We start from the raw sequence: 22791 nt of genomic DNA on the forward strand, positions 1-22791 counted from the left end.
CTGTCCGAACTGGTCTGACCAGGAAGCCAGAGCACACGGCCCGTGTTTTAGAACAGAGAGAGCTGGTTGGATTCAGGCAGCCCTTGAAGCGCTCCCTGTTCTTCCAAATATTCCAGAATGGTTTTGGAAATGCGGGAGCGGGCGAGCAGGTCCTCCTTTGATAAAAACTCCCCTTCTCCTCTCGCCTTTACGATTCCGATCGCGGCGTTCGTTCCGAGGCCCGGCAAGGCGTTAAAAGGCGCGATCAGCTTGTTGCCGTCGATGAGGAACTTGGTGGCATCCGAGCGGTATAAATCTACATTGGCAAACTGGAAACCGCGCTCTACCATCTCCAGAGCCATTTCCAAAACAGTCAAAAGCGCCTTTTCCTTCGGCTGCGCGTCATGCCCCTTGCCCTCGATCTCCTCGATTTTTTGCCGAATCGCCGAAGATCCCTTTACCATCAGCGGAATGTCAAAGTCGTCGGCGCGCACCGTAAAGTACGTCGCGTAAAATTCGAGTGGATAATGCACCTTGAAGTAGGCAATGCGAACAGCCATCATGACATAAGCCGTTGCGTGCGCTTTCGGGAACATGTACTTGATCTTTTGGCACGATTGGATATACCACTCAGGGACTTTGTTCTTGCGCATCTCTTCCTGATCTTCCTCGGGAACCCCTTTCCCTTTACGTACGGACTCCATGATTTTAAAGGCGCGGGACGGCTCAAGGCCCTTGTAGATCAAATAAACCATGATATCGTCGCGGCAACCGATTACCTCGGGCAGCCTGCACGTTCCACTGCGGATCAGATCCTGGGCGTTGTTCAGCCAGACGTCGGTTCCGTGCGAAAGTCCGGAAATCTGCACGAGCTCGGCAAAGGTCGTCGGCTTCGTATCCTCGAGCATCTGCCGCACAAACTTGGTACCAAATTCCGGAATGCCAAGCGTTCCCATGTTGGTGCGGATTTGTTCTGGCGTTACATTCAGCGCTTCCGTCGAGCTGAAAATTGACATCGTCGCTTTGTCGTCAAGCGGAATCGTCTTTGGATCGAGTCCGGTCAAATCCTGGAGCATCCGAATAACAGTCGGATCGTCGTGCCCCAGAATGTCGAGCTTCAGCAGGTTGTCGTGGATGGAGTGGAAATCAAAGTGCGTCGTTCTCCACTCGGACTCATTGTCATCTGCAGGATATTGGATCGGGCAGAAATCCTCGATCTCCATGTAGGACGGCACAACGATAATTCCCCCCGGGTGCTGGCCGGTGGTCCGTTTTACCCCTGTGCATCCGTTTACCAAACGCGCAATTTCCGCATTCCGCAGTGTCATTCCCCGCTCATCGGCGTATTTTCGGACATAGCCATACGCCGTTTTTTCGGCTACCGTGCCGATCGTTCCGGCGCGATACACATAGTCAACGCCGAACAGCTCCTGCGTGTATTTGTGCGCCCGAGGCTGGTATTCGCCCGAAAAGTTCAAGTCAATATCGGGGACCTTGTCTCCTTTAAAGCCGAGGAACGTTTCGAACGGAATATCCTGTCCGTCTTTGTCGAGCTGATGCCCGCAGGAAGGGCATTCCTTGTCGGGAAGGTCAAAGCCGGAGGCAATCGAACCGTCGGTGATAAACTCGCTGTGCTTGCACTCGGGACAGCGATAGTGCGGGGGCAGCGGATTTACCTCGGTAATATCTGACATCGTCGCCACAAAAGATGATCCTACCGATCCCCTCGATCCGACCAGATAGCCGTCGGAGAGCGACTTGGTCACAAGCCGCTGCGAGATGAGATAAATGACCCCGAAGCCGTGCTTGATAATGCTCGTCAGCTCTTTTTCCAGACGCTTTTCGACGATCTCCGGCAGCGGATCTCCGTACAATCTCTTCGCCTTGTCGTAACACATTTGACGGAGCTCATCATCGGCTCCTTCGATAATCGGCGTATACAGCGAGTCCGGGATCGGCGAGACCTCTTCGATGCTTTCCGTGACTTCATTGGGGGCCGTGACCACCACCTCGCGGGCGATGTCTTCTCCGAGATATTCGAACGCCTCCAGCATCTCGTCGGTCGTCATCAAGTACAGCGGCGGCTGGTTGCCGGCATCGTGCGAGCCCTGTGAGAGCAGGAACACGTCGCGGAAAATGTCATCCTGCGGGTTGAGAAAATGAACGTCCCCTGTCGCCACTACCGGTTTCCCCAGCTCTTTGCCGATGTCCACGATCATCTTGTGGTAGCCTTTCATCGTCTCCAGCGAGGGAATTTCCTCATTTCTGAGCAGCGGCGCGTAATGGGCAATAGGCTGGAGCTCCAGGAAATCGTAAAAAGCGGCCACTTCCTTCAATTCTTCCCTCGATTTCCCACGCAAAATCGACTGCATCAGCTCGCCTTCTTTGCAAGCGGTACCGAACAGCAAGCCTTCGCGGAATTTCAGGAGCTGGCTTCGCTGGATGCGCGGGACCCGATAAAACGTTTCCACATGGGATTTGCTAACCAGCTTGTACAGGTTTTTCAGTCCATCCTTGTTTTTCACCAAAATGGTCGCGTGAAACGGCCTGCCGCTCTTGTAATCCACTTCGGCGTTGCTTCTCTCGTTAAGAGCCATGAGACTCGAAATCCCTGCCTCCCGTATATCCTTGAGCATGTACTGAAACACGTGAGCCAAGGCGACGGTATCGTCCAAAGCGCGGTGAGCGTTGATCAATTCAACATTAAAGCGCTTGGCGAGCGTGCCCAGGCGGTAATTTCGCATTCCTTTATACATCATACGGGCAAGCGGCAGCGTGTCTAAAAACGGATTGCTCCACGGCTCCATGCCGATCCGCTTGGCGCAGGCATTGATAAAGTTTTTGTCAAACTCGGCATTGTGGGCAACCAGCACCGCATTGCCTGCGAACTCCTTAAAGCGGGGCAGGACGACTTCCAACGTTTCCTTCCCTCGCAGCATCTCATTGGTAATCCCCGTAATCTCCGTCGTTTTGGGGCCAATTTCGAGCTGCGGATCGATCAGCTCGGTCCATTTGTCCACAATTTCCAGACCGCGCATTTTTACCGCGGCGATTTCGATGATGATATGCTCCGCCGCGTTTAAGCCGGTCGTCTCGGTGTCGAATACGACGTACTCCGTTTTATCGTCGATCGGCAAATCGCGATCAGGCGTCAGGTTGTAGACAATGTCCACGCCGTCCTCAACGACGTACGCCTCCATGCCGAGGATGCATTTGATATTGTTCTTTTTTGCAATCCCGTAAGCCTCCGGGAAAGCCTGAACGACACCGTGATCCGTAATGGCGATCGCCTTGTGTCCCCATTTTGCCGCAGTAGAAATGAGAGATTTGACCGAAGCGACTGCATCGAGGGCACTCATCGGAGTATGGCAGTGCAGCTCCACCCTTTTCTCTGGAGCGGTGTCTTTCCGGCTGACTTTCTCGATTTGATTGACGTCATTGGCCATCATGACCAATTCGCGCAGGAATGTATCGTGCTGAACGCTTCCGCGGACTTTGACCCACATGCCGTCCTTGAGAACCTCCAGCATTTTGACGTCCTCTTTGTCCCGCGAGAATATCTTGACAGTCAACGAGTCCGTGTAATCCGTTACGTTAAAGGTCAACAGATGTCTGCCGCTGCGCAGCTCCTTGACCTCGACATTGAACACCGTACCCTGGATGACGACGCGACGCTCTTCTTCCTGTATTTCGCAGATTGGGATCGGGGCATCCTTAATGTCATAGCCGATCATCAGCGTGGCAACCGCTTCCGCCTGCTCGCTTCCCTTGCTGTCCTTCTCTTGCTGGACGGCGCTCATGACCACCTCGACAAGCGCCCGCTCTTCTTCTTCGCGCTGTTCCACAAAGGCCTTGTACGCCTCGTCGCTTTCTTCTGCGATAAAGGCAAAACGGGGGACACAGCTTGTGGCTTTTTCAAACGACGCCGCCAATTCGCTGTCAGCCCGTTTTCGTTTGGCCATCTCTACGGCCATTTCAGTCGGCAAATAAATTTTCACTTCCTGCTGCTCTACTTGCTTACGGGCTGTACGCAGAGTGACCGCCAGTGAATTGAGGCTTTGCTCCAAATTCGCAAGCAGTACGTCCCAATATTCCTGGACGGCAAAATCAACAGCTGGCTGCTCGTGATAGCGAAAACGGGCGTCCACTGCAGCCAAATGCGCAAACGTTTGCTTGAGCCGCTCCGTAAACGCCTTGAAAACATCAGCAGGAAGCAGGCGCGGAAGTGTAAAATGAAAGACCCATTCCTTATTTTGACGATACAGCTCCAATTTGTCGATCTGTGCTTCAAGAAAAAATCGCTCCACCCAATCAGTTGGCAGTTCCATCTGCTTAACCAACAGTGAGAAGCGATGTTTTTGTTCTTGTAACCGATTCACGGTCTCTTCCACCTCAATCTCCCGATCTAACCCGAAAATGTCTTCCTTTTGCGCGAGGAACGAACAAAAGAAATAAAAAAGGGATACCCCCCTAGGAAAAGGGGGTGTACCCCGACTATTTCGACAAAATCCGTGCAAGTTCCTGCTTGATTTTAGGACTTAAAATAGTTCCGCACCTGTGCTGTCCACACGGGCCAGAAGCGTTTTGACAAACGACACCAGCTCTGTCCGGGGCACTTGATGTGTTTCCCCCGTCCGGCGCACCCGCACTTCCACGAGCCCTTCCTCTGACGCTTTGTCGGAGACGGTAATGCGGAGCGGAAGGCCGATCAGATCAGCATCCTTGAATTTGACCCCGGCGCGTTCCGGGCGATCATCGTAGAGTACCTCTACTCCAGCAGCCTGGAGTGCCTCCGTGATCTCTTCACTCAGCTGCCGCTGCGCTTCGACTTTGGCGTTTACCGGAATGACGTGGACGTGGAAAGGCGCGATCGATACAGGCCAAATAATCCCGTGCTCATCGTTGTTTTGCTCGATCGCAGCTGCCAGCGTACGGGAAACGCCGATACCGTAGCATCCCATGATCATCGGTTGACTCCGTCCGTTTTCATCCAGAAAGGTCGCGCCGATGGCAGTGGAGTATTTCGTGCCAAGCTTGAACACGTGTCCGACTTCCACACCGCGTGCAAACTTGATTACGCCGCCACCGCGCGGACATTCATCCCCCTCCATGACGTTGCGGAGGTCTGCATAACGGGAGACGGTAAAGTCACGGCCAGGCTGCACGTGAACGAGATGGCAATCCTTCTCGTTGGCACCTGCTACCCCCTCTGTGACATCCTGCACAAAGTTATCGGCAATGATCTCCAGCTTTTCCTGATCAACCCCGACTGGACCGACAAAACCGACCGGCGCTCCAATCGCGGCCAGAATGTCCTGCTCCGAAGCTAATCCTACATGGGTGGCATCGTACAGGTTTTTCAATTTTACCTCATTGATCTCGTGATCCCCGCGGACGAGGACCATGACCAGCTTCTCGTCCAGCCGATAGACGAGGCTTTTGATCATGCGGCTGGCTTCAAGGCCCAGCGCCTGTGTCAGCTGTTCAATCGTTTTTACGCCGGGTGTATGCACCTTTTCAACCGCTGGCGCATCTCCCTTCTGCTTGTCGGAAGGCTTGTATACCACTTCCGCTTTTTCCAGATTGGCCGCATAGTCGCCATTTTCCGAATAGGCGATCGTATCTTCGCCAATGTCGCAAAGGGCCATAAACTCATAGGTGCCTTTTCCGCCAATCGCTCCAGCGTCAGCTTCCACAGCCCGGAAATTTAGACCTACTCTTGTGAAAATGCGTGTGTAGGCATCGTACATGGCCTGGAAATTCTTGTCCAGACCTTCCGGCGTCGTATCAAACGAATAGGCATCCTTCATGATAAACTCCCGGCTGCGGATCAGACCAAAGCGGGGACGCACCTCGTCGCGGAACTTCGTCTGGATTTGATACAGATTGATCGGCAGTTTTTTGTAAGAGTTGATCTCGTCTCTCACCAGGCTCGTGATCACTTCTTCGTGAGTGGGACCCAAAGCAAAAGGCCGGTCGTGACGATCCTTCAAACGGACCAGCTCTGGCCCGTACACATCCCAACGGCCGGTTTGGTGCCACAGCTCTGCCGGCTGCATGGCTGGCATCAGCAGTTCCTGAGCGCCTGCCCGATTCATCTCTTCGCGAACGATCGTCTGAATTTTTTGCAGGGTTCTGAGCGCCAGCGGCAAATACGTGTAAATCCCGGAAGCGAGCTGGCGCGCCATCCCTGCGCGCAGCAGCAGTTTATGACTGTCAATTTCCGCGTCTGACGGCACTTCCCGCAGAGTTGGAATCAACATCTGACTTTGCTTTAACACACACGTGTCCTCCTTCACGTTGCAAAGGGTCTATCCGACCTGGGTGGTCTTTTTCTCTTCCACGATTTCGTTGATTTCCTTCATCAGTTCCTCGAACAATTCCGTTTCTTTTACCTTCCGGACAATTTCACCGTTGCGGAAGATTAGGCCCTCGCCGTTCCCGCCGGCAACTCCTACGTCTGCTTCTCGGGCCTCTCCCGGGCCGTTTACCGCGCATCCCATAACGGCGATTTTCAAAGGCGTTTTCAGGGTAGAAACGGCATCCTCGACCTTGGTAGCCAGTCCGATCAGATCGATGGCACAACGTCCGCACGACGGGCAGGCGATGACCACAGGATCGTTGTTCACAATTTCCAGGCTGCGCAAGATTTGCTTGGCCACCTTGATTTCCTCGACAGGATCAGCGGTGAGCGAAACCCGGATGGTATCACCGATTCCCATTGACAGGACTGTGCCGATCCCGACGGCGGATTTGATGCTGCCGGAGAACTGTGTCCCAGCTTCGGTCACCCCTACGTGAAGCGGGTAATTGCGCTTCTGGGCCATCAGGGAATACGTCTGAATCATGGTTGGAACATCGGAGGACTTCAGCGAAATGACGATGTTGTCGTAATGAAGCTCTTCCAGGATGTGCACATGATCCATGGCGCTGTCCACGATGGCTTCCGGAGAAGGGTATCCATATTTTTCCAGAAGTCGTTTTTCCACAGAGCCGGAGTTTACCCCGATGCGGATCGGAACATTCCGCTCGCGGCATGCTTCCACGACCGCTTTTGTCTTTTCTTTTGAACCGATATTCCCTGGATTGATGCGGATTTTGTCAATTCCGCTCTCCAGGGCAATCAGAGCCAGCTTATAGTCAAAGTGAATATCTGCCACGAGCGGGAGTGGAGAACGTTCTTTGATCGCTTTAATGGAACGCGCCGCATCCTCGTTGATTACCGCCAGACGGACAATTTGGCAACCGGCGTCATAGAGCCGCTGGATCTGTGCCAGCGTGGCTTCCACGTCTCTTGTATCAGCTGTTGTCATCGATTGGATGACAACGCTTTTTTGTCCGCCGATTTGCACGCCTCCCACAAATACCGGTTTGGTCTCCTCGCGCTTGTACATAGGGCACCATCCTTATATGTTTGTCAAACAGACTGTGAACACTGCTTTATTCTGTAAACAACCGATGTAAATCGTTCCACGTCACAACTAAAATCAACAACATTAAAAAGGCAAACCCAAGGAAGTGTACCATCCCTTCCTTATTTGGATCAACAGGTCTCCCCCGCAGGGCTTCAATCAGCAGGAAAGCAAGTCTGCCCCCGTCCAGTGCAGGCAAAGGAATCAGGTTGATCAGTCCCAGGTTGATGCTCAGTACAGCCGCCCATTTCATGAGAATCGCCAATCCCTGCTGGGCAAACTCGCCCGTCATCTTAAAGATTCCGACCGGTCCGCTCAGATCGTTCAGTCCTACCGAGCCTGTAAAGAGCATGCCGATGCTCTTCAAAATCATGGCAGTAAATTCGTATGTCGATTTTCCGCCGTACTGCAGCACTTCCCCCGGAGCGTAGGTGACGGCGTTGCCCACCAAGATCTTCCCGACATTTTCCTCGTTTTTGACATGGACGACCGCGTTGATCGTCTGCCCGCTCCGGTCAACAACGATTTCCAGTTGCTTGTCCGGCGACTTGCTGACGATCTCGACCATCTCTCTCCATGTCGCCACAGGCTGCCCCTGGATCGCAACAATCCTGTCTCCTGATTGCAATCCAGCCTGCGCTGCCGGGCCTCCATGAATCACCTCGCCCAGCACCGGCTCGTTTACAGGAACCCCATAGACGAGCCCGATGACGATAAACAGCACAAAAGCGAGCAAAAAGTTGGCAGCGGGTCCGGCAAAGATAGCCCAAAAACGCTGCATGACCGTCTTGCCTTTAAACTGGCGGTCGAGCGGGGCAATTTGCACCTCACGACCGTCTTTTACGAGTTGAGCCTGCGGATGCACCGAAAACGTACGTTGCGCCCCGTCTGTTTCCAGAACGATTGACAATGCTTTCTCCAGGTCAAAATCGACAATTGTACCTCTAACCGCACCTTTGCCTTCTCCATTTGGGCCATCCAGCAGGATGCGGGTAACCTTCCCCACCGCATCTCGCTCCAAGGTCACTTCCATGTGCGGCTTGAGAATGTCCAGCTCTGGGTCCTCACCCGCCATGCGTACCATCCCGCCAATCGGCAGCAACCGCAGCGTGTATTCTGTTTCTCCCCGCTTTACGCTGAAAATCTTAGGCCCCATTCCGAGCGCAAACTCCCGGCATAAGATACCGGCTCGTTTCGCCAGCAGAAAATGGCCAAGCTCGTGCACAAAGACAAGTACACCGAACACGATGACAATCGCGAGAATAGATTCCACTGAATCCAAGTTGGGAAAAGGCAAGAGAACAGCCACCTTTCATTCCGTTTTTAACGCTTGTTAACACCCAGACAGCCCGCAGCCTGTTTACGTGCCCACTGATCGGCTGCCAAAATCTCTTCCAGAGATGGATGACTCGTCCCCTGATGGGCTTCGCACGTTTGGCGGACGATCTGTTCGATCTCCAGAAAAGCGATTTTTCCTTTTAAGAAGCTGTCTACAGCTACTTCATTTGCAGCGTTTAATACAGTGGGGTGAGTCCCGCCTACTCTTCCGCACTCATAAGCTAATTGTAACAGAGGATAGCGGTCAAAATCCATCGGTGCAAAATGAAGCGTTCCGCTCTTCACCAGGTCTAGCGCTTCCGTACCAAGCGACATTCTATTCGGGTAGCTCAGCGCATACTGGATCGGCACGCGCATATCCGGAGTTCCCAACTGTGCCATGACAGCCCGGTCCTTGTATTCCACCATGGAGTGAATAATGCTTTCGCAATGGAGGACACAATCAATCTTTTCATAAGGAAGTCCGAAAAGCCAATGCGCCTCAATGACCTCAAAGCCTTTGTTCATCATCGTCGCCGAGTCTATCGTGATTTTCGATCCCATACTCCAGTTCGGATGATTCAATGCCTGCTCTACGGAGACGCCCGCCAGCTCTTCCCTGCTCAAATGTCGGAAGGAGCCTCCGGAAGCTGTCAGAATAATCCGGGCTACGTCCTCCCGGCGCTCTCCTTGTAGACATTGAAAAATCGCCGAGTGTTCGCTGTCGACCGGAATGATTTGCACGCCCCGGTCCTTTGCTGCTTTCATCACAATATGACCTGCGCTGACCAGGGTTTCCTTATTGGCCAAACCGATTGTCTTTCCCGCTTCGATGGCAGCCAGCGTAGGAGCAACCCCGACACTGCCGACTACTGCCGTCATGACAAAATCGGCGTCTGGATGTGTTGCCGTCTGCTGCAATCCTTCCTCTCCGTACAAAATCTCGACCCGGCCGTCCCCAAGGCGCCCTCGCAATTCTTTTGCGGCAAGAGCGTTTCCGACAGAGACCAGCTCCGGCCGAAACTGTTTGATCTGCTCAACCAGCAGGTCTACGTTGGACCCTGCCGCCAAAGCGACTACGCGAAACTCCTCCGGATGTTGCGACACCACGTCGAGTGTACTTTTCCCGATGGAGCCCGTTGAGCCCAAGAGCGATATTCGTTTCAAACGCTTCACCCTCTATATACTTTCTATATGGCCTATCCCGCTAGACAATGCCCAGCAAATGCAAAACCGGAAAGACAAGGATCATGCTGTCAAAACGGTCGAGAATCCCGCCGTGTCCCGGGATGATTTGCCCTGAATCCTTCACTCCGAAATGACGCTTCATCGCGGATTCGACGAGGTCGCCCAGCTGCCCGGCAATCCCGCTGACCAGGGCGATGATCAGCACCTTGTCAAAAGGAATATGGCCAATCCATTCGTTTACAGCCATCACGATGAGAATGGCCGCAAGCAAACCTCCGAGAGCCCCCTCAACCGTCTTGTTCGGACTGATCGCAGGCCAAAGCTTGTGCTTGCCGATTGCTTTTCCCGTGAAATACGCGCCTGAATCTGTCGCCCATATTCCCAGGATAACCAGTACAGTAAGCATCAGCCCTGTATCCGGCAAATTGCGCAAAGCAGCCATATAGGCAAAGCCATAGCCTATGTATAACGCCCCCACCAACGCAAGGGCGGCGTGTTCGATGTGAAACTGATTTTTTCGAAAGACCGCGTACAAAAGCAAAAGAAGGGTTACGGGCAGTACCAGATCAGGCATGATGACGCCAGACTCTTTCGTAAAGGAAAGAGCCGGCCACAACAGGCTGATCATGAGCAGATACGCCAGTACCCCTGCCACACTCAACGGTTGGACTTTTGCCATCCGCAAAAATTCAAAAAGGCCTATAACGGCCAAGAAACATACAAGTAACGAGAACCACAGGTCCCCTGCATAAACCAATAACAAAAAGCCTGCCCCGCCAATGAGGCCTGTAATGATTCGCTGCTTCAACTGATTCCACCTCTCGGCTTATACCGCTCCGTAGCGACGAGCTCTGCCCTGGTATTCCGCAATCGCTTGATATAAATGTTCCCTGGTAAAATCGGGCCAAAGCACATCGGTAAACCACAATTCCGTGTAGGCCAGCTGCCACAACATAAAGTTGCTCAAACGAAGTTCTCCACTGGTGCGTATCAACAAGTCAGGATCTGGGATGTCACTCGTGTACAAATGTCGGGAAATCATCTCTTCGTCCAATTGTTCCAGGTCGATCTCTCCCGCTTGCAAACGGGTACCTATATCTTTTACAGCTAAGGCAATTTCCTTTCGTCCCCCGTAATTCAAAGCGAAATTCAATTGCAGGCCCGTGTTTTCCTTTGTACGCTTTTCCGCCGTTTCCAGCGCGCTCAGCGTATGTGCAGGCAACTCCTCTTTACTGCCGACCATTCGAATCCGAACGTTTCGTTCAATCAATTCTTCCAATTCTGTCGACAAAAATTCCTGCGGCAGTTTCATCAAAAAGTCTACTTCTTCCCTCGGCCGTTTCCAGTTCTCGGTAGAGAATGCATACAGGGTCAAATACTTCACACCAATTTCATCGGATGCTTTCACAATTTCTTTGACCGTCTTCATTCCCGACCTGTGTCCGGCAATCCTGGGAAGATTCCGCCTTTTGGCCCAACGCCCGTTTCCGTCCATAATGACGGCCACGTGGTTCGGGATTGGACCGGTGCTGTCAAAATCTGCTGATGAATCCTGTTTTTCTTTTCGAGTCAACTTGCGCGCGAGATGTTCTAACATAAAGTGTTCCCCCAAAATGAGAGATATAGACATTCATCCCCCTCTGTCGGAGGGGGATCAAGCATTACACTTCCAGAATGTCCTTTTCCTTTTCTTTGACAATCTTATCGACTTCAGCGATGTATTTGTCAGTCGCTTTTTGAATCGTCTCCTGATGGCGACGGGACTCATCTTCAGATATGGTTCCACCCTTTTCGAGCTTTTTGATGTCATCGTTGGCATCACGGCGAATGTTCCGAATCGCTACCTTGGCGTCTTCTCCGCTTTTGTTCGCTACTTTGACCAGTTCCTTCCGGCGCTCTTCCGTAAGCGGTGGAATCACGATACGAATGATTACCCCGTCGTTGGAAGGAGTCAGCCCGAGATCCGATTGCTGGATAGCCCGGTCAATTTCCTTCAGCGCGGATTTGTCCCAAGGCTGGATCGTCAGCATGCGAGGCTCCGGCACACTGATGTTGGCCAATTGGCTGATTGGTGTCGGCGTTCCGTAGTAATCGACGACAACCTTATCCAGAATAGCCGGGTTTGCGCGACCGGCACGCAGACTGGCAAGATCTTTTTTCAGTGTGCTGATAGCTTTGCTCATACGTTCTTCCATATCTTTCAATACGGTTTGCGGCATGTATTATTCCCCCTTAACCAATGTTCCGATCTTTTCACCCATAACGGCGCGACGAATGTTGCCTTCTTCGGAAATATTAAAGACAATCAGTGTAATGTCATTATCCATGCAGAGGCTCGATGCCGTGGAATCCATTACGCCCAGACCCTTGCTTAACACTTCGAGGAACGTCAGCTTGTCGTACTTCACTGCTGTTGGGTCAATGCTCGGATCAGCGGAATAGACACCGTCTACCTTGTTCTTGGCCATCAGAATCACTTCGGCTTCGATTTCGGCGGCCCGCAATGCAGCCGTCGTATCCGTGGAAAAATAGGGATTCCCCGTACCTGCGGCAAATATGACCACGCGTTGTTTCTCCAGATGACGTATTGCCCTGCGGCGTATGTATGGTTCAGCTACTTGCCTCATTTCGATGGACGTTTGTACACGAGTCGGGACGTTCACTTTTTCTAATCCATCCTGCAGAGCGAGCGAGTTCATAATGGTTGCCAGCATCCCCATGTAATCGGCTGTAGCCCGATCCATGCCTTTGGAGCTGCCTGAGAGTCCGCGCCAGATATTTCCACCACCGACAACAACTGCAACTTGTACTCCCAATTCTACAATTTCCTTAATCTGGTTGGCGATGGAGAAAATAACCTTCGGGTCAATCCCGTACCCGATATCCCCCGCCAGAGCTTCCCCACTCAACTTTAACACAACCCGTTTATAGGCAGGAAGTGGCATGTGAAACGGCCTCCATTCATGAAACATTCTCTGTGCTTTACCGGAATCCTCCCAGCTTGCCTGGCGACTTTTGCATTCGCCGGCAATTCACACTGTACAGGCGACTTAGCCTGCTCTTGTAAAATAGGGAACACGCAGGTGTTCCCTATTTTTCCGATGATTACTGTTTATTCACTTGCGCCATTACTTCTGCCGCAAAGTCTTCTTGTTTTTTCTCGATGCCTTCGCCCACTTGGTAACGGACAAAGCCTTTCAGCGTAGCGCCTTTTTCTTTCAGCAGAGCAGCAACTTTTTTGTCCGGATCCTTAACGAATGGCTGCTCAACCATTACGTACTCTTCGAAGTATTTGGAGAGGCGGCCTTCTACCATTTTTTCTACGATGTTTGCCGGTTTGCCCTCAGCCAGAGCTTGGTTTTTCAACACTTCACGCTCGCGCTCGATCTCGTCTTGAGATACCTCTTCACGGTTGGCAAAGCGCGGGTTGGAAGCAGCAGCGTGCATACCCAGGTCTTTTGCCAGTACTTCGTCCGAAGATCCTTCGAGTACAACCAGAACGCCGATGCGGCCGCCCATGTGCAGGTAGCTGCCGAAAACGCCGTTATCGGACTTTTCCATTACGGAAAAGCGGCGGAAAGAGATGTTTTCTCCGATAGTGGAGATTTTTTCGTTGATCACATGAGCGAGAGTCTCGCCTTGGCCTTTGAACGGCTGTTCCAGAGCAGCTTCTACACTCGCAGGACGTTGGGATACAACGTGCTCAGCGATGTCCTTAACCAGTTCTTGGAACTCAGGGTTTTTCGCTACGAAGTCTGTTTCACAGTTTACTTCCACGATCGCCGCAACATTGCCTGCTACAGCGTAGGAAGTCAAGCCTTCTGCTGCGATGCGGCCCGCTTTTTTCGCAGCTTTCGCGATTCCGCGTTCACGGAGAAGGTCAATCGCTTTTTCCATATCACCGTTCGTTTCTTCAAGAGCGCGTTTGCAGTCCATCATCCCTGCGCCTGTACGCTCACGCAGTTCTTTCACCGTTTGTGCACTGATTGCCATATCGTAGAACCTCCTTGATAAAGTCGAATCTAAGTATAGGTGTTAAAAAGGGTGGACGGGGTTCTGAAACCCTCAGTCCACCCTCATACACTTGCTTACGCAGTTGTTGTAGCTTGCTCTCCGCCTTGGTTGCCTTCGGTCAGAGCGTCAGCCATTTTGGAAGTCAGCAGCTTGACAGCGCGGATGGCATCGTCGTTTCCAGGGATAACGTAGTCGATTTCATCCGGATCGCAGTTAGTATCTACAATCGCAACGATCGGGATACCCAATTTGCGAGCTTCTGCTACCGCGATGCGCTCTTTGCGCGGATCGATTACGAACAGCGCGTCAGGCAGTTCTTCCATGTGTGCGATACCGCCCAGGAATTTTTCCAAACGCTCTTTCTCTTTGCGAAGAACGATAACTTCTTTCTTCGGCAGAACGGCGAAAGTACCGTCTTCTTCCATGCGGTTCAGCTCAGCAAGGCGAGCCGTACGTTTTTTAATCGTAGAGAAGTTAGTCAGCGTACCACCCAACCAGCGTTGGTTGATGTAGTAGTGGCCTGTACGGATTGCTTCTTCTTTCACGGATTCTTGTGCTTGTTTCTTCGTTCCTACGAAGAGCACTTTTCCGCCGTTTTGAGCGAGTTCACGTACAAAGTTGTACGCTTCCTCAACTTTTTTCACGGTTTTTTGCAGGTCAATAATGTAGATGCCGTTACGTTCGGTGAAGATATAGCGTGCCATTTTCGGGTTCCAGCGACGAGTTTGGTGACCGAAGTGAACACCAGCCTCGAGAAGCTGTTTCATCGAAATCACTGCCATATTTTCACACCTCCTTAAAAAATGGTTTTTTGTGCTTACCTCCGCCTCACCGCATTTTCCAGACAAAACTGCCAATCTGGCAGCACCATTGCCGGAATTGGTGGACGTGCGAATTCAACACCGTTAATGAATATATCATATGCCCTATACGATTGCAACAAACGAATCCCATTTGACTCAAAAAAAATCGCCTCACTTTTTCGGAGGCGTCGCGATGATTGTCACGATGTCAGCTTCACTCGCTCCGACGGGAATCTGGTAGGTGCCGACTCGTATCCGATTGAGTTTATTCTGCTTTTTCAACGTTTCGACAAACGTGTTGTCAGGGGTGAGTATCCCGGAGTCCACCAGCGAACGCTCTACACTTTCCGCCGTCGCTTTATACGGGATTTGGATCGTCTTCATCTCTTTGACCAGCGGCTCAGTCGGCGCTGAAACTTGAGGAGTATCTGCAGGAACAGGCTGCAGCGGCTTGCTTGGATCCAAGCTTTCCGCAGAAGGCTTGACCGGGACCTCCGCTGCAGCATCCTTCGGTCCCTCGGTCTTCACAGGCGGTTGCGCTTGAGCCGGCTGCGGGTCATCCGGCTGTTTTGTCTTTGGCTGCTCAGGAGAAGGGCTAACCGGTGCGGCAGGCTGCTTTGGAGGGGTAGGCAACGGCTGCAGCTCAACCTTTTTGTCCTGCTTGAGCTGCTCCAGCTCTGCCTTCGACAGTACGACCAACTGAAGCTGCTCGGCAGCATTTTCCAGCTGCTCCTTCGTTAATAATTCAGCAGCAGTCGTCTCCTTTTGCGCTGTGATTCCGAGAATCGATGCCGCTATCAGCAAGCCAGCGCCGAATCCAAACAAGAGCTCACGCTTGTTCATTGGCCGCTCCCCCTCTCTGCGGCTTGGCCAATGACAAAATCAAATCGATCTCTCCTCTGCCGGCGCCCAGCCTTTTCGCAATCTCGTCCGGGCCCAGCCCTTCTTGCGCCAGCTCGAATACGCGACGATACCGCTCTCGCATGGACAGCACATCCGCTGCTTCTTGAGAGGGCTCCAGTTCCTCGCTTGTTGCCGGCTGTGTCTGAAGACCAAGGGAGCGCAGTTCCGCCAGTTCCCGCTCCACTATGTCCAGACGTCCTTTCGTTTCAGCCAGCTGTTTTTTGAGTTGCGCCAACGATCTGTGCGCCGCTTCGTCCGCAGCTTTCTGCTCTTGCTTGATTTGTACGACAAAGCGATGCAGCGTCTCCTCTACTTCCTTCATGGTCAGCTGCGGCGCGGCCGGGTTTCGGTCCCTTTTCGCATTTCTGGAAGAAAACAGCAGGGCCAGCACCATTACGGCCACCCCTGCCCCCATCAAGATATAATAAGACCAATTCATTTCAGTCACCTATGCTTCCTATTGTCTTCATGATGTTTCGTCACATGGAGATGTCGATGTACCGTCCGCGAAGAGGATCTCGCATGGCTACTTCCCTTGCTGCGGAGCCGCCTTCTTCAGCGGAATCCGCTGCCTTCTCGGAGGAAGCCCGGAACGACTCCCCTTTGCCCTGTTGGTTTTGTCTTTGTTTTTCCCGCAGCTGGTTTTTTTCCGTTTCGTTGACATCGGCCGGCCGTTGACTTTTCTGTTGGTCTGTCACTTTTTGTTCCTGTTGCAGGAGATGCTGCTCGTTGTTTAGCCGATGCTGATACTGTTCCTGAATGCGTCCGACTTCTGCAGTTCGCGGCAAGGCCACCTGCAACTCAACCGTTTTAAGACTCATCAGGGCTAACTCCTTTTGACCGAATCGCTATGCTTAGACGAGAGTAGAAGTAGTAATCTCCCCGTTCACGACGAGAAAACGTGTACGGGCAAACTCCTGTTTAATGAATCGAACCAGCTTGCCAAATACCATTTTGATTCCGGGGTACATGGTGTAATACACATCAATCGCTGCTGGCGAGTCTCCCTCCAGCTCCATCTCTACTTCCTTTTTTCGAGCTTCGAGTTGTTTTCCTTCCTTTTCCAGAATCAGTCTCGTATTGGTCAGCTTGATTTGCATCGCCTTTTTTTCCGGCGAAAGGTCACCGTTTACTTGCATGAGCTGATTCAGCACGCCAAGCCCTTGATCGGTTTTGCGCAAATTTTCATACACTATTTGCAGTTCCTTATTGATGGACGCCAATTCCAGTCGAAGCTCAGGCTTGACCCCGACCTCCAAAACGGTCGGCGTAGCGCTCGTATTCCCAATGACACGGGCCGTTATTTTTTCCCCTGCCTGAAGCGTGCCGCCAATGATGATTCCTTTCGGGCCGTTACAAATAATTTGCTTTCCCGCCCGCACCTGGGAGAACATGATGCTCTGCGAAACCACCACTTGATTGCCCGCAGTTACATTTGCATTCTGGATGAATGAGGTTTTCACATTGTTGCCGGCGATGACTTGTCCCTTGTCTTGAGCGACGATCCCGCTCTTGATCTCGACCGATCCCCCGGCCTCCAGCTCCGCCCCCTCAACACTGCCAAGAACGCGGATATCCCCGGATGCTTTGACTCGAAATCCAGTCGGAATGTTACCGCGAATGACCACCGTTCCCACAAAATCAATATTCCCGACACTAAAGTCAACATCCCCATTTACTTCAAACACGGGGAATACGTTCACTTTATCATTGTCCGTAAAGGAAACCTGCCCGTCAATTGCTGAATACAGCATCGTTCTCTCCGCATTCAGCACGACGTTTTTTCCAGGTTTCAAAACAGCGTCTTTGCCGGCTTTAGGAACGATGGGCTCTCCGGTAACAGCAGTACCCGGTTTTCCGGGCAAAGGAGGGGTTTTCCGCGCCAGCAGCTGTCCTTTGGCGACATTCGGAATGCTTGTGATGCTGTAGTAGTCAACTCGACCGTCTTCCAGTTCTTTGGGCCGTTTTTCGTCTTGATGCTGATCCAAAAACGTGTACTCGATCTGCCCGTCTTTCCCCGGAACGGGAGCGATGCCGCTCGCGATGGTGACGTATGCATTCGCAAATTTCTCCGGGTGCCTGCACAGCTCTTGCACGACCTGATCGAGAATGCCGTGCGTGATTTTTTTCTGGCGCAATGCTACGCGTACTTCCGTCTCTGTAATTTGAAACTGAGATCCTAGCTCCTGGTCGGCAATCACCAACATGATTCCGGCTTCCAGTTTGTCCTGAGAGATTTTGACTTCGAGCTTGTAGTTTCCTATCGCTTCCATCTTTCTACCCCTCTCAAACCATGGGCCCTCTTCTCCCATTTTCTATATCTGCTTTTTTATTGCCTTTCTTTTAAACAAGCTGAGACTTCCATCTGGCAAGTGCGGATCGCAAGCGAAAAATCGCCTTGGAATGAAGCTGTGAAATACGCGACGGCGACAAGCTCATTACTTCTGCAATCTCTGACAAGGTCAGCTCCTCAAAATAAAACAGGGAAACGACGAGACGCTCTTTCTCCGGCAGCTTGTCAATAACGGCGGTCAACACTTCTTTTAGGCCTGACATTTCGGCAACCTGGTCGGGACGCGGGGTCACTTCATCGACGATGTAGGAATGTCTTGCGGTCTTCTGCTCCTCTTCTTCCCCTACAGCCTCGTCAATGGAAATCATCGTGGCAAGTGAGGTTTCATAAAATACTTGCTGCAGATCTTTCTCGGTGATGCCCAGATAGGAAGAAACCTCTGAATCGGTCGGCGTCCGCAACTGCTTTTGCTCCAACAGCGTATACGCCTCCTCAATTTTTTTGGCCTTGTCCCTGACCGTTCTGGGAATCCAATCGTTTTCCCTCAATCCATCGATCATCGCTCCGCGAATCCGCCACATCGCGTACGTTTCAAACTGCAGCCCACGGGTATGATCAAACTTCGCCAACGCATCAAGCAAGCCGAAACGGCCATAGCTGATCAAATCATCCTTGTCTACATTATTCGGAAGGTTAATCGCAAGTCGATTGGCTACCTTGTCTACTAGCGGAAGGTACTGCGTAACCAGGTCCACCTCCGCGTCCCGGCTGCCTTCCTCCTTCCACATTACCCATTTGTCAAACTGCCTCGCCTTTTCTTGATTGGTTAGCCGTGCCACGATTTCGTCACCAACCTTTATTTATCAGTTAATCGCCTCACAACATCTGCAACGGTGGTGGGATCATGCACCAGCGGAGCGCTCCCGATCTTCTCCACAGACAGCGGCATAAACTCGCTGTCTTCCTCGGGATGATCCGGCTCGCCCGAAGCCGAGGGGATGTCCCCCCCGGAAGCTTCAGCCGGAGCCATGGTCTCGGGATTCAAGGAAGACCCCATAATCTTGGCGACAAGCCAGCGGATCGGAAAAGCTGCAAGAAAAAATAGGATAAATGCAAAACCGGCACGTTCCAGGGAAACCAACCAGACGTTTCCGGACAAAGCCGTAAACAGCGTAATGACAGAGGCAAGTGCCCCGAATCCTGTATTCACCCACATAGTCCCCAACATACCTATACTTCCTTCACACCTTGATTGACGGTTCGAATTTGCAACAGACCGGTACTCGAGTCAAACTCGATGGTCCTCCCGCAATTGCCCCCTGTATCTTCGGCTACTACTCTGATTTGCGCCTGCTGCAGCGCCATCTTGCACGCTTCTACATTTCGCGGTCCGATCCTCATCGTATCGCTCTTGCCTAGAAAAGCAAACATCTGAGCCCCTCCGGCCAGCTTCGCGACCATGTTGTGCGTCGACGCGCCAGCCAGCTTCATGTCCTGGATGAGACGGGGAATGGCCGTATCGGCGTATTTGCCGATGGCGATCTCCCCGCCTTTTCCGAGAGAGGATTCCGGTAGCATGACGTGAGCCATTCCGGCAACTTTATGTACGGAATCATAAATGACGACGCCGACACATGAACCTAATCCCGTGGTTCGTAACCGGTCAGGAGATTTTGCAACTCCAAAGTCAGCCATGCCAATTTTAATAATCTCCATCGAACGGTACTCCTAATGAACGAAATAATGTCTTTAAGGATTCGGGATCAGGGATCAGAAAAAAGTGACCTTGGACCAGCTCGTTGCCTTCAAAGAAAGCGGTATCGATGGTGAGCGCATAATCGCCTGCTTGTCCCAGCTCCAAGAGTCCGTAGCTGAGGATTGCTCCTGCCATATCGATCGCCAGCGCCGGGACAGATGGCTGCAAATTCAAGTTCGTAAAGTCGGCCAGTGAGGACAAGTAGGAACCGGTGAGAATATTGCCGATCTCATGAAGAGCGGAAACTTCGAACTCTGTCCACTCCTCTACATCCTTCACGTCACCGATGATCTGTTGCAGCACGTGACGTGCGGAATCCATATCGAGAATGAAAAACATGTTTCCCGGGCAATCTCCCTCTACCCGGAGAAAGACTGTGACGACAATGGCCTCTGGGCCACCGACACAGTCTGCCACTTGGTCAAAGGGGATAATGTTTACCTGCGGCACTTTCATGTCGATTTCCTTTTGTATCAGTTTAGACAAGGCTGTCGCAGCATGACCGGCTCCGATATTCCCTACTTCCCGAAGGACATCAAATTGAAAATCGCCAAACTTTGTAAAGTATTCCATCCCTTATCCCTCAAAGGCGTCGAGTTGCTTGATTTCCTCGTTGCTCAGAACTTTATCCAGATTCAATAAAATCAGCAGGCGTTTTTCCAGCTTGGCCACTCCGCGCAGGTATGCTGCCTCTACGCCTCCGACAACCTCAGGCGGCGGTTCGATCGCATTCACCGGGATATCGATCACGTCGTTTGCTGCATCTACGATCAAACCAACTTCCAGTTCTCCAACCGCTACAATGATAATCCGGGTCGACTCGGTATAGTCGGCTTCTTCCAGGCTGAAGCGATTGCGCAAATCGATAATCGGCGTTACCACACCGCGCAAATTGATTACCCCTTTGACAAACGCGGGAGTTCTCGGAACGCGGGTAATATGCTCCAATTTTTCAATCGATTTGACCTGATTTACGTCAACCCCGTATTCTTCGTCTTTCAGGCGGAAAACGATGACTTTTACTTCTCCGATGATTTCCTTTTGCTCGAGCATACGGCTGCCCTCCCCTTACTTAATCAGTGCGTTGCAGTCGATAATCAAAGCTACTTGTCCGTCTCCCAGGATCGTCGCCCCGGAGATGGCGAACACGTTTACCAGGTATTTACCCAGTGACTTCAGCACGATTTCTTGCTGGCCGATAAACGAATCGACGACAAGTCCCGCCATTTTTTCTCCCTTGCGAACGATTACTACGGCTACTTCGTCGTCCTTCTCCGCTCCGTTATCCGGAATTTGGAAAATTTCCTGCAACGAGACGAGAGGAACGACTTTTCCACGGAAGTCAATGACCTTCTGGCGGTGCGCCATCATGATTTGCTCTTTGCGGAATACCGCTGTTTCAATAATCGAACTGAGCGGAACGGCATATTTTTCATTCCGGACCTGAACGAGCATGGCCGAGATGATGGAAAGCGTGAGCGGAAGCTGGATCAGGAAGGTCGTTCCTTGTCCGCGGACAGAGTCGACACTTACGTTTCCGCCGAGCGACTCGATCTTTGTTTTTACGACGTCTAGGCCGACGCCCCGTCCCGAAATGTCAGAAATGACCTCAGCCGTGCTAAAGCCGGACGAGAACAGCAGTTCAAAGATTTGCCTGTCGGTCAGAGTATCTGCATTGGCCGGATTTACGACGCCGCGCTCAAGTGCTTTTTTCAGAACCTTGTCTTTGTTAATGCCTGCCCCGTCATCCTTTACTTCAATAAATACATGGTTTCCGCTGTGGAAGGCGCGAAGCTGAATCGTTCCTTCCTCCGGCTTGCCAGCCTGCTTTCGCTGCGCTGGAGATTCGATACCGTGGTCAAGCGAATTTCGCAGCAGGTGCACGAGCGGATCGCCAATTTCATCGATGACAGTCCGATCAAGCTCGGTTTCCGCCCCGTAGATTTCCAGGTTCACTTTTTTATTCAGATCTTTTGCCAAGTCGCGAATCATCCGGGGGAAGCGATTGAACACCTGTTCTACCGGGACCATGCGCATCGTCAGGATGATGTTTTGCAAATCTCCGCTAATGCGGCTCATATGTTCTACGGTTTCCTGCAGCTCGCTCTTGCCAAGCTCGCGGGCCAGCTGCTCCAAGCGGCCCCTGTCGATGACCAACTCGCTGAACAGATTCATCAGAACATCCAGTCTCTCGATGTCGACGCGAATGGTTTTTCCGCCTGCCGCCACTTTTTTCACAGCCGCGTTGTTCTGTGCAGGTCCCGCTTCCTTCTTGGCAGCTGCAGGAGCGGCGGTCGCAGCCGCTTGTTTTTCCGCTTCCTTGGCTTCTTTTCCGGCTTCCTTCATTTCTACCGGTTCTACCAGTACTTCCGCGATTTCCGAAATATTTTCAATCGCCTTTTTCACTTTCTCCAAAGGCTCCATCGTCACAAAAACTACTTCGAAGGAAAGGTCAAACCGTTCGTTTTCCAAATCCTCTGCGGGAGGCGTCGACTTGATCACTTCGCCCATCGACTCGAGCTGATCAAAAACCATATAAGCCCGGGCTGCTTTCAACAGGCAGTTCTCCTGCAGGGTCACTTTGATCCAGAACAGGTTGTTGCCCGCTTCCTTTGACTGCTTCAGCACTGTCAAGGAGAACTCATCCAGTGCATATTCGCGGCTGCCCTCTTCCGAATGGGAAGCTGCGGACTCTTCGCCTGCCGCGACGGCTTCTTCAGCTGCCTCGGTTGCAGCGGAAGCAAAGTCCCCCGACACGATTGCCCGCAGCTTGGCCACCGGCTTGGATACGTCCGCGGAGCCGTCGCCGCCTTCCATAATATTCATGACCATGCCTTCAATCAGGTCAACGCTCTCGAATATCACATCCATAATATCGCTGTTGATTTTCAGCTTGTCATTCCGGATTAAATCGAGCACATTTTCCGCTTCGTGGGTCAGGCTCGCCATGTCTTCAAAGCCCATTGTCGCGGACATACCCTTTAACGTGTGAGCAGAGCGAAAAATTTCATTGACGATCTGAATACTTTCCGGATCATTCTCCAAAACGAGCAGGTTGGCATTGATCGCTTGCAGGTGTTCCTTTGACTCTTCGATAAACATGTCCAGATATTGATTCATGTCCAT

The 22791-nt window shown here is 52.0% G+C and carries 21 protein-coding genes; all 21 read right to left on the reverse strand.

All coding sequences use genetic code 11. The features are described from left to right. Positions 1-47: 47 nt before the first annotated feature. A complete protein-coding gene (locus tag Q3F21_RS14295) occupies positions 48-4358 on the reverse strand; it encodes a PolC-type DNA polymerase III (RefSeq protein WP_340253941.1) in 4311 nt (1436 codons plus the stop codon). A 159-nt stretch (positions 4359-4517) separates the two neighbouring features. Beyond that, a complete protein-coding gene (locus tag Q3F21_RS14300; protein ID WP_340253944.1) occupies positions 4518-6260 on the reverse strand; it encodes a proline--tRNA ligase in 1743 nt (580 codons plus the stop codon). A gap of 30 nt (positions 6261-6290) precedes the next feature. Next, a complete protein-coding gene (gene ispG / locus Q3F21_RS14305; protein WP_340253947.1) occupies positions 6291-7373 on the reverse strand; it encodes a flavodoxin-dependent (E)-4-hydroxy-3-methylbut-2-enyl-diphosphate synthase in 1083 nt (360 codons plus the stop codon). Between the two features lie 46 nt (positions 7374-7419). Next, positions 7420-8688, reverse strand: a complete 1269-nt coding sequence (rseP, locus tag Q3F21_RS14310; RefSeq protein WP_340253950.1) for an RIP metalloprotease RseP — start codon at positions 8686-8688, stop codon at positions 7420-7422. Between the two features lie 26 nt (positions 8689-8714). Further along, complete coding sequence (locus tag Q3F21_RS14315) at positions 8715-9875, reverse strand: 1-deoxy-D-xylulose-5-phosphate reductoisomerase (protein WP_340253954.1); 1161 nt, start codon at positions 9873-9875, stop codon at positions 8715-8717. 40 nt (positions 9876-9915) lie between these two features. Then, the gene (locus Q3F21_RS14320) at positions 9916-10704 is read right to left on the reverse strand and encodes a phosphatidate cytidylyltransferase (protein ID WP_340253957.1); all 789 of its coding nucleotides are present in this window, start codon (positions 10702-10704) and stop codon (positions 9916-9918) included. A gap of 18 nt (positions 10705-10722) precedes the next feature. Further along, on the reverse strand, positions 10723-11493 hold the full coding sequence (locus tag Q3F21_RS14325) for an isoprenyl transferase (RefSeq protein WP_340253960.1): 771 nt from the start codon (positions 11491-11493) through the stop codon (positions 10723-10725). A 64-nt stretch (positions 11494-11557) separates the two neighbouring features. Further along, on the reverse strand, positions 11558-12115 hold the full coding sequence (gene frr / locus Q3F21_RS14330; protein ID WP_340253963.1) for a ribosome recycling factor: 558 nt from the start codon (positions 12113-12115) through the stop codon (positions 11558-11560). A 3-nt stretch (positions 12116-12118) separates the two neighbouring features. Next, a complete protein-coding gene (gene pyrH, locus Q3F21_RS14335; protein WP_003385857.1) occupies positions 12119-12841 on the reverse strand; it encodes a UMP kinase in 723 nt (240 codons plus the stop codon). A gap of 160 nt (positions 12842-13001) precedes the next feature. After that, a complete protein-coding gene (tsf, locus tag Q3F21_RS14340; RefSeq protein ID WP_340253966.1) occupies positions 13002-13889 on the reverse strand; it encodes a translation elongation factor Ts in 888 nt (295 codons plus the stop codon). 95 nt (positions 13890-13984) lie between these two features. Further along, a complete protein-coding gene (gene rpsB / locus Q3F21_RS14345; protein ID WP_340253969.1) occupies positions 13985-14692 on the reverse strand; it encodes a 30S ribosomal protein S2 in 708 nt (235 codons plus the stop codon). A gap of 192 nt (positions 14693-14884) precedes the next feature. Further along, the gene (locus Q3F21_RS14350) at positions 14885-15556 is read right to left on the reverse strand and encodes a DNA polymerase III subunit gamma/tau (RefSeq protein ID WP_340253972.1); all 672 of its coding nucleotides are present in this window, start codon (positions 15554-15556) and stop codon (positions 14885-14887) included. After that, complete coding sequence (locus tag Q3F21_RS14355; protein ID WP_425341259.1) at positions 15543-16055, reverse strand: DUF6115 domain-containing protein; 513 nt, start codon at positions 16053-16055, stop codon at positions 15543-15545. Before Q3F21_RS14355 ends, Q3F21_RS14350 begins: the two co-directional genes overlap by 14 nt. A 40-nt stretch (positions 16056-16095) precedes the next feature. Further along, the gene (locus Q3F21_RS14360; RefSeq protein WP_340253978.1) at positions 16096-16437 is read right to left on the reverse strand and encodes a hypothetical protein; all 342 of its coding nucleotides are present in this window, start codon (positions 16435-16437) and stop codon (positions 16096-16098) included. Between the two features lie 33 nt (positions 16438-16470). Further along, positions 16471-17889, reverse strand: a complete 1419-nt coding sequence (locus Q3F21_RS14365) for a DUF342 domain-containing protein (RefSeq protein ID WP_340253981.1) — start codon at positions 17887-17889, stop codon at positions 16471-16473. A gap of 70 nt (positions 17890-17959) precedes the next feature. Next, positions 17960-18748, reverse strand: a complete 789-nt coding sequence (locus tag Q3F21_RS14370; protein ID WP_340253984.1) for a FliA/WhiG family RNA polymerase sigma factor — start codon at positions 18746-18748, stop codon at positions 17960-17962. 17 nt (positions 18749-18765) lie between these two features. Beyond that, a complete protein-coding gene (locus Q3F21_RS14375; RefSeq protein WP_340254159.1) occupies positions 18766-19125 on the reverse strand; it encodes a hypothetical protein in 360 nt (119 codons plus the stop codon). 14 nt (positions 19126-19139) lie between these two features. Further along, positions 19140-19625 carry a chemotaxis protein CheD gene (locus Q3F21_RS14380; RefSeq protein ID WP_340253987.1) on the reverse strand — a complete coding sequence of 162 codons (486 nt, stop codon included), beginning with the start codon at positions 19623-19625 and terminating at the stop codon, positions 19140-19142. Further along, positions 19612-20238, reverse strand: a complete 627-nt coding sequence (locus Q3F21_RS14385; protein WP_340253990.1) for a chemotaxis protein CheC — start codon at positions 20236-20238, stop codon at positions 19612-19614. The genes Q3F21_RS14380 and Q3F21_RS14385 overlap by 14 nt, the downstream gene beginning before the upstream one ends. Positions 20239-20241: 3 nt before the next feature. Then, on the reverse strand, positions 20242-20718 hold the full coding sequence (locus Q3F21_RS14390) for a chemotaxis protein CheW (protein ID WP_340253993.1): 477 nt from the start codon (positions 20716-20718) through the stop codon (positions 20242-20244). A 15-nt stretch (positions 20719-20733) separates the two neighbouring features. Then, the gene (locus Q3F21_RS14395; RefSeq protein ID WP_340253996.1) at positions 20734-22791 is read right to left on the reverse strand and encodes a chemotaxis protein CheA; all 2058 of its coding nucleotides are present in this window, start codon (positions 22789-22791) and stop codon (positions 20734-20736) included.

It is taken from the genome of Brevibacillus borstelensis, assembly GCF_037834415.1.
Taxonomy (GTDB): Bacteria; Bacillota; Bacilli; order Brevibacillales; family Brevibacillaceae; genus Brevibacillus; species Brevibacillus borstelensis_A.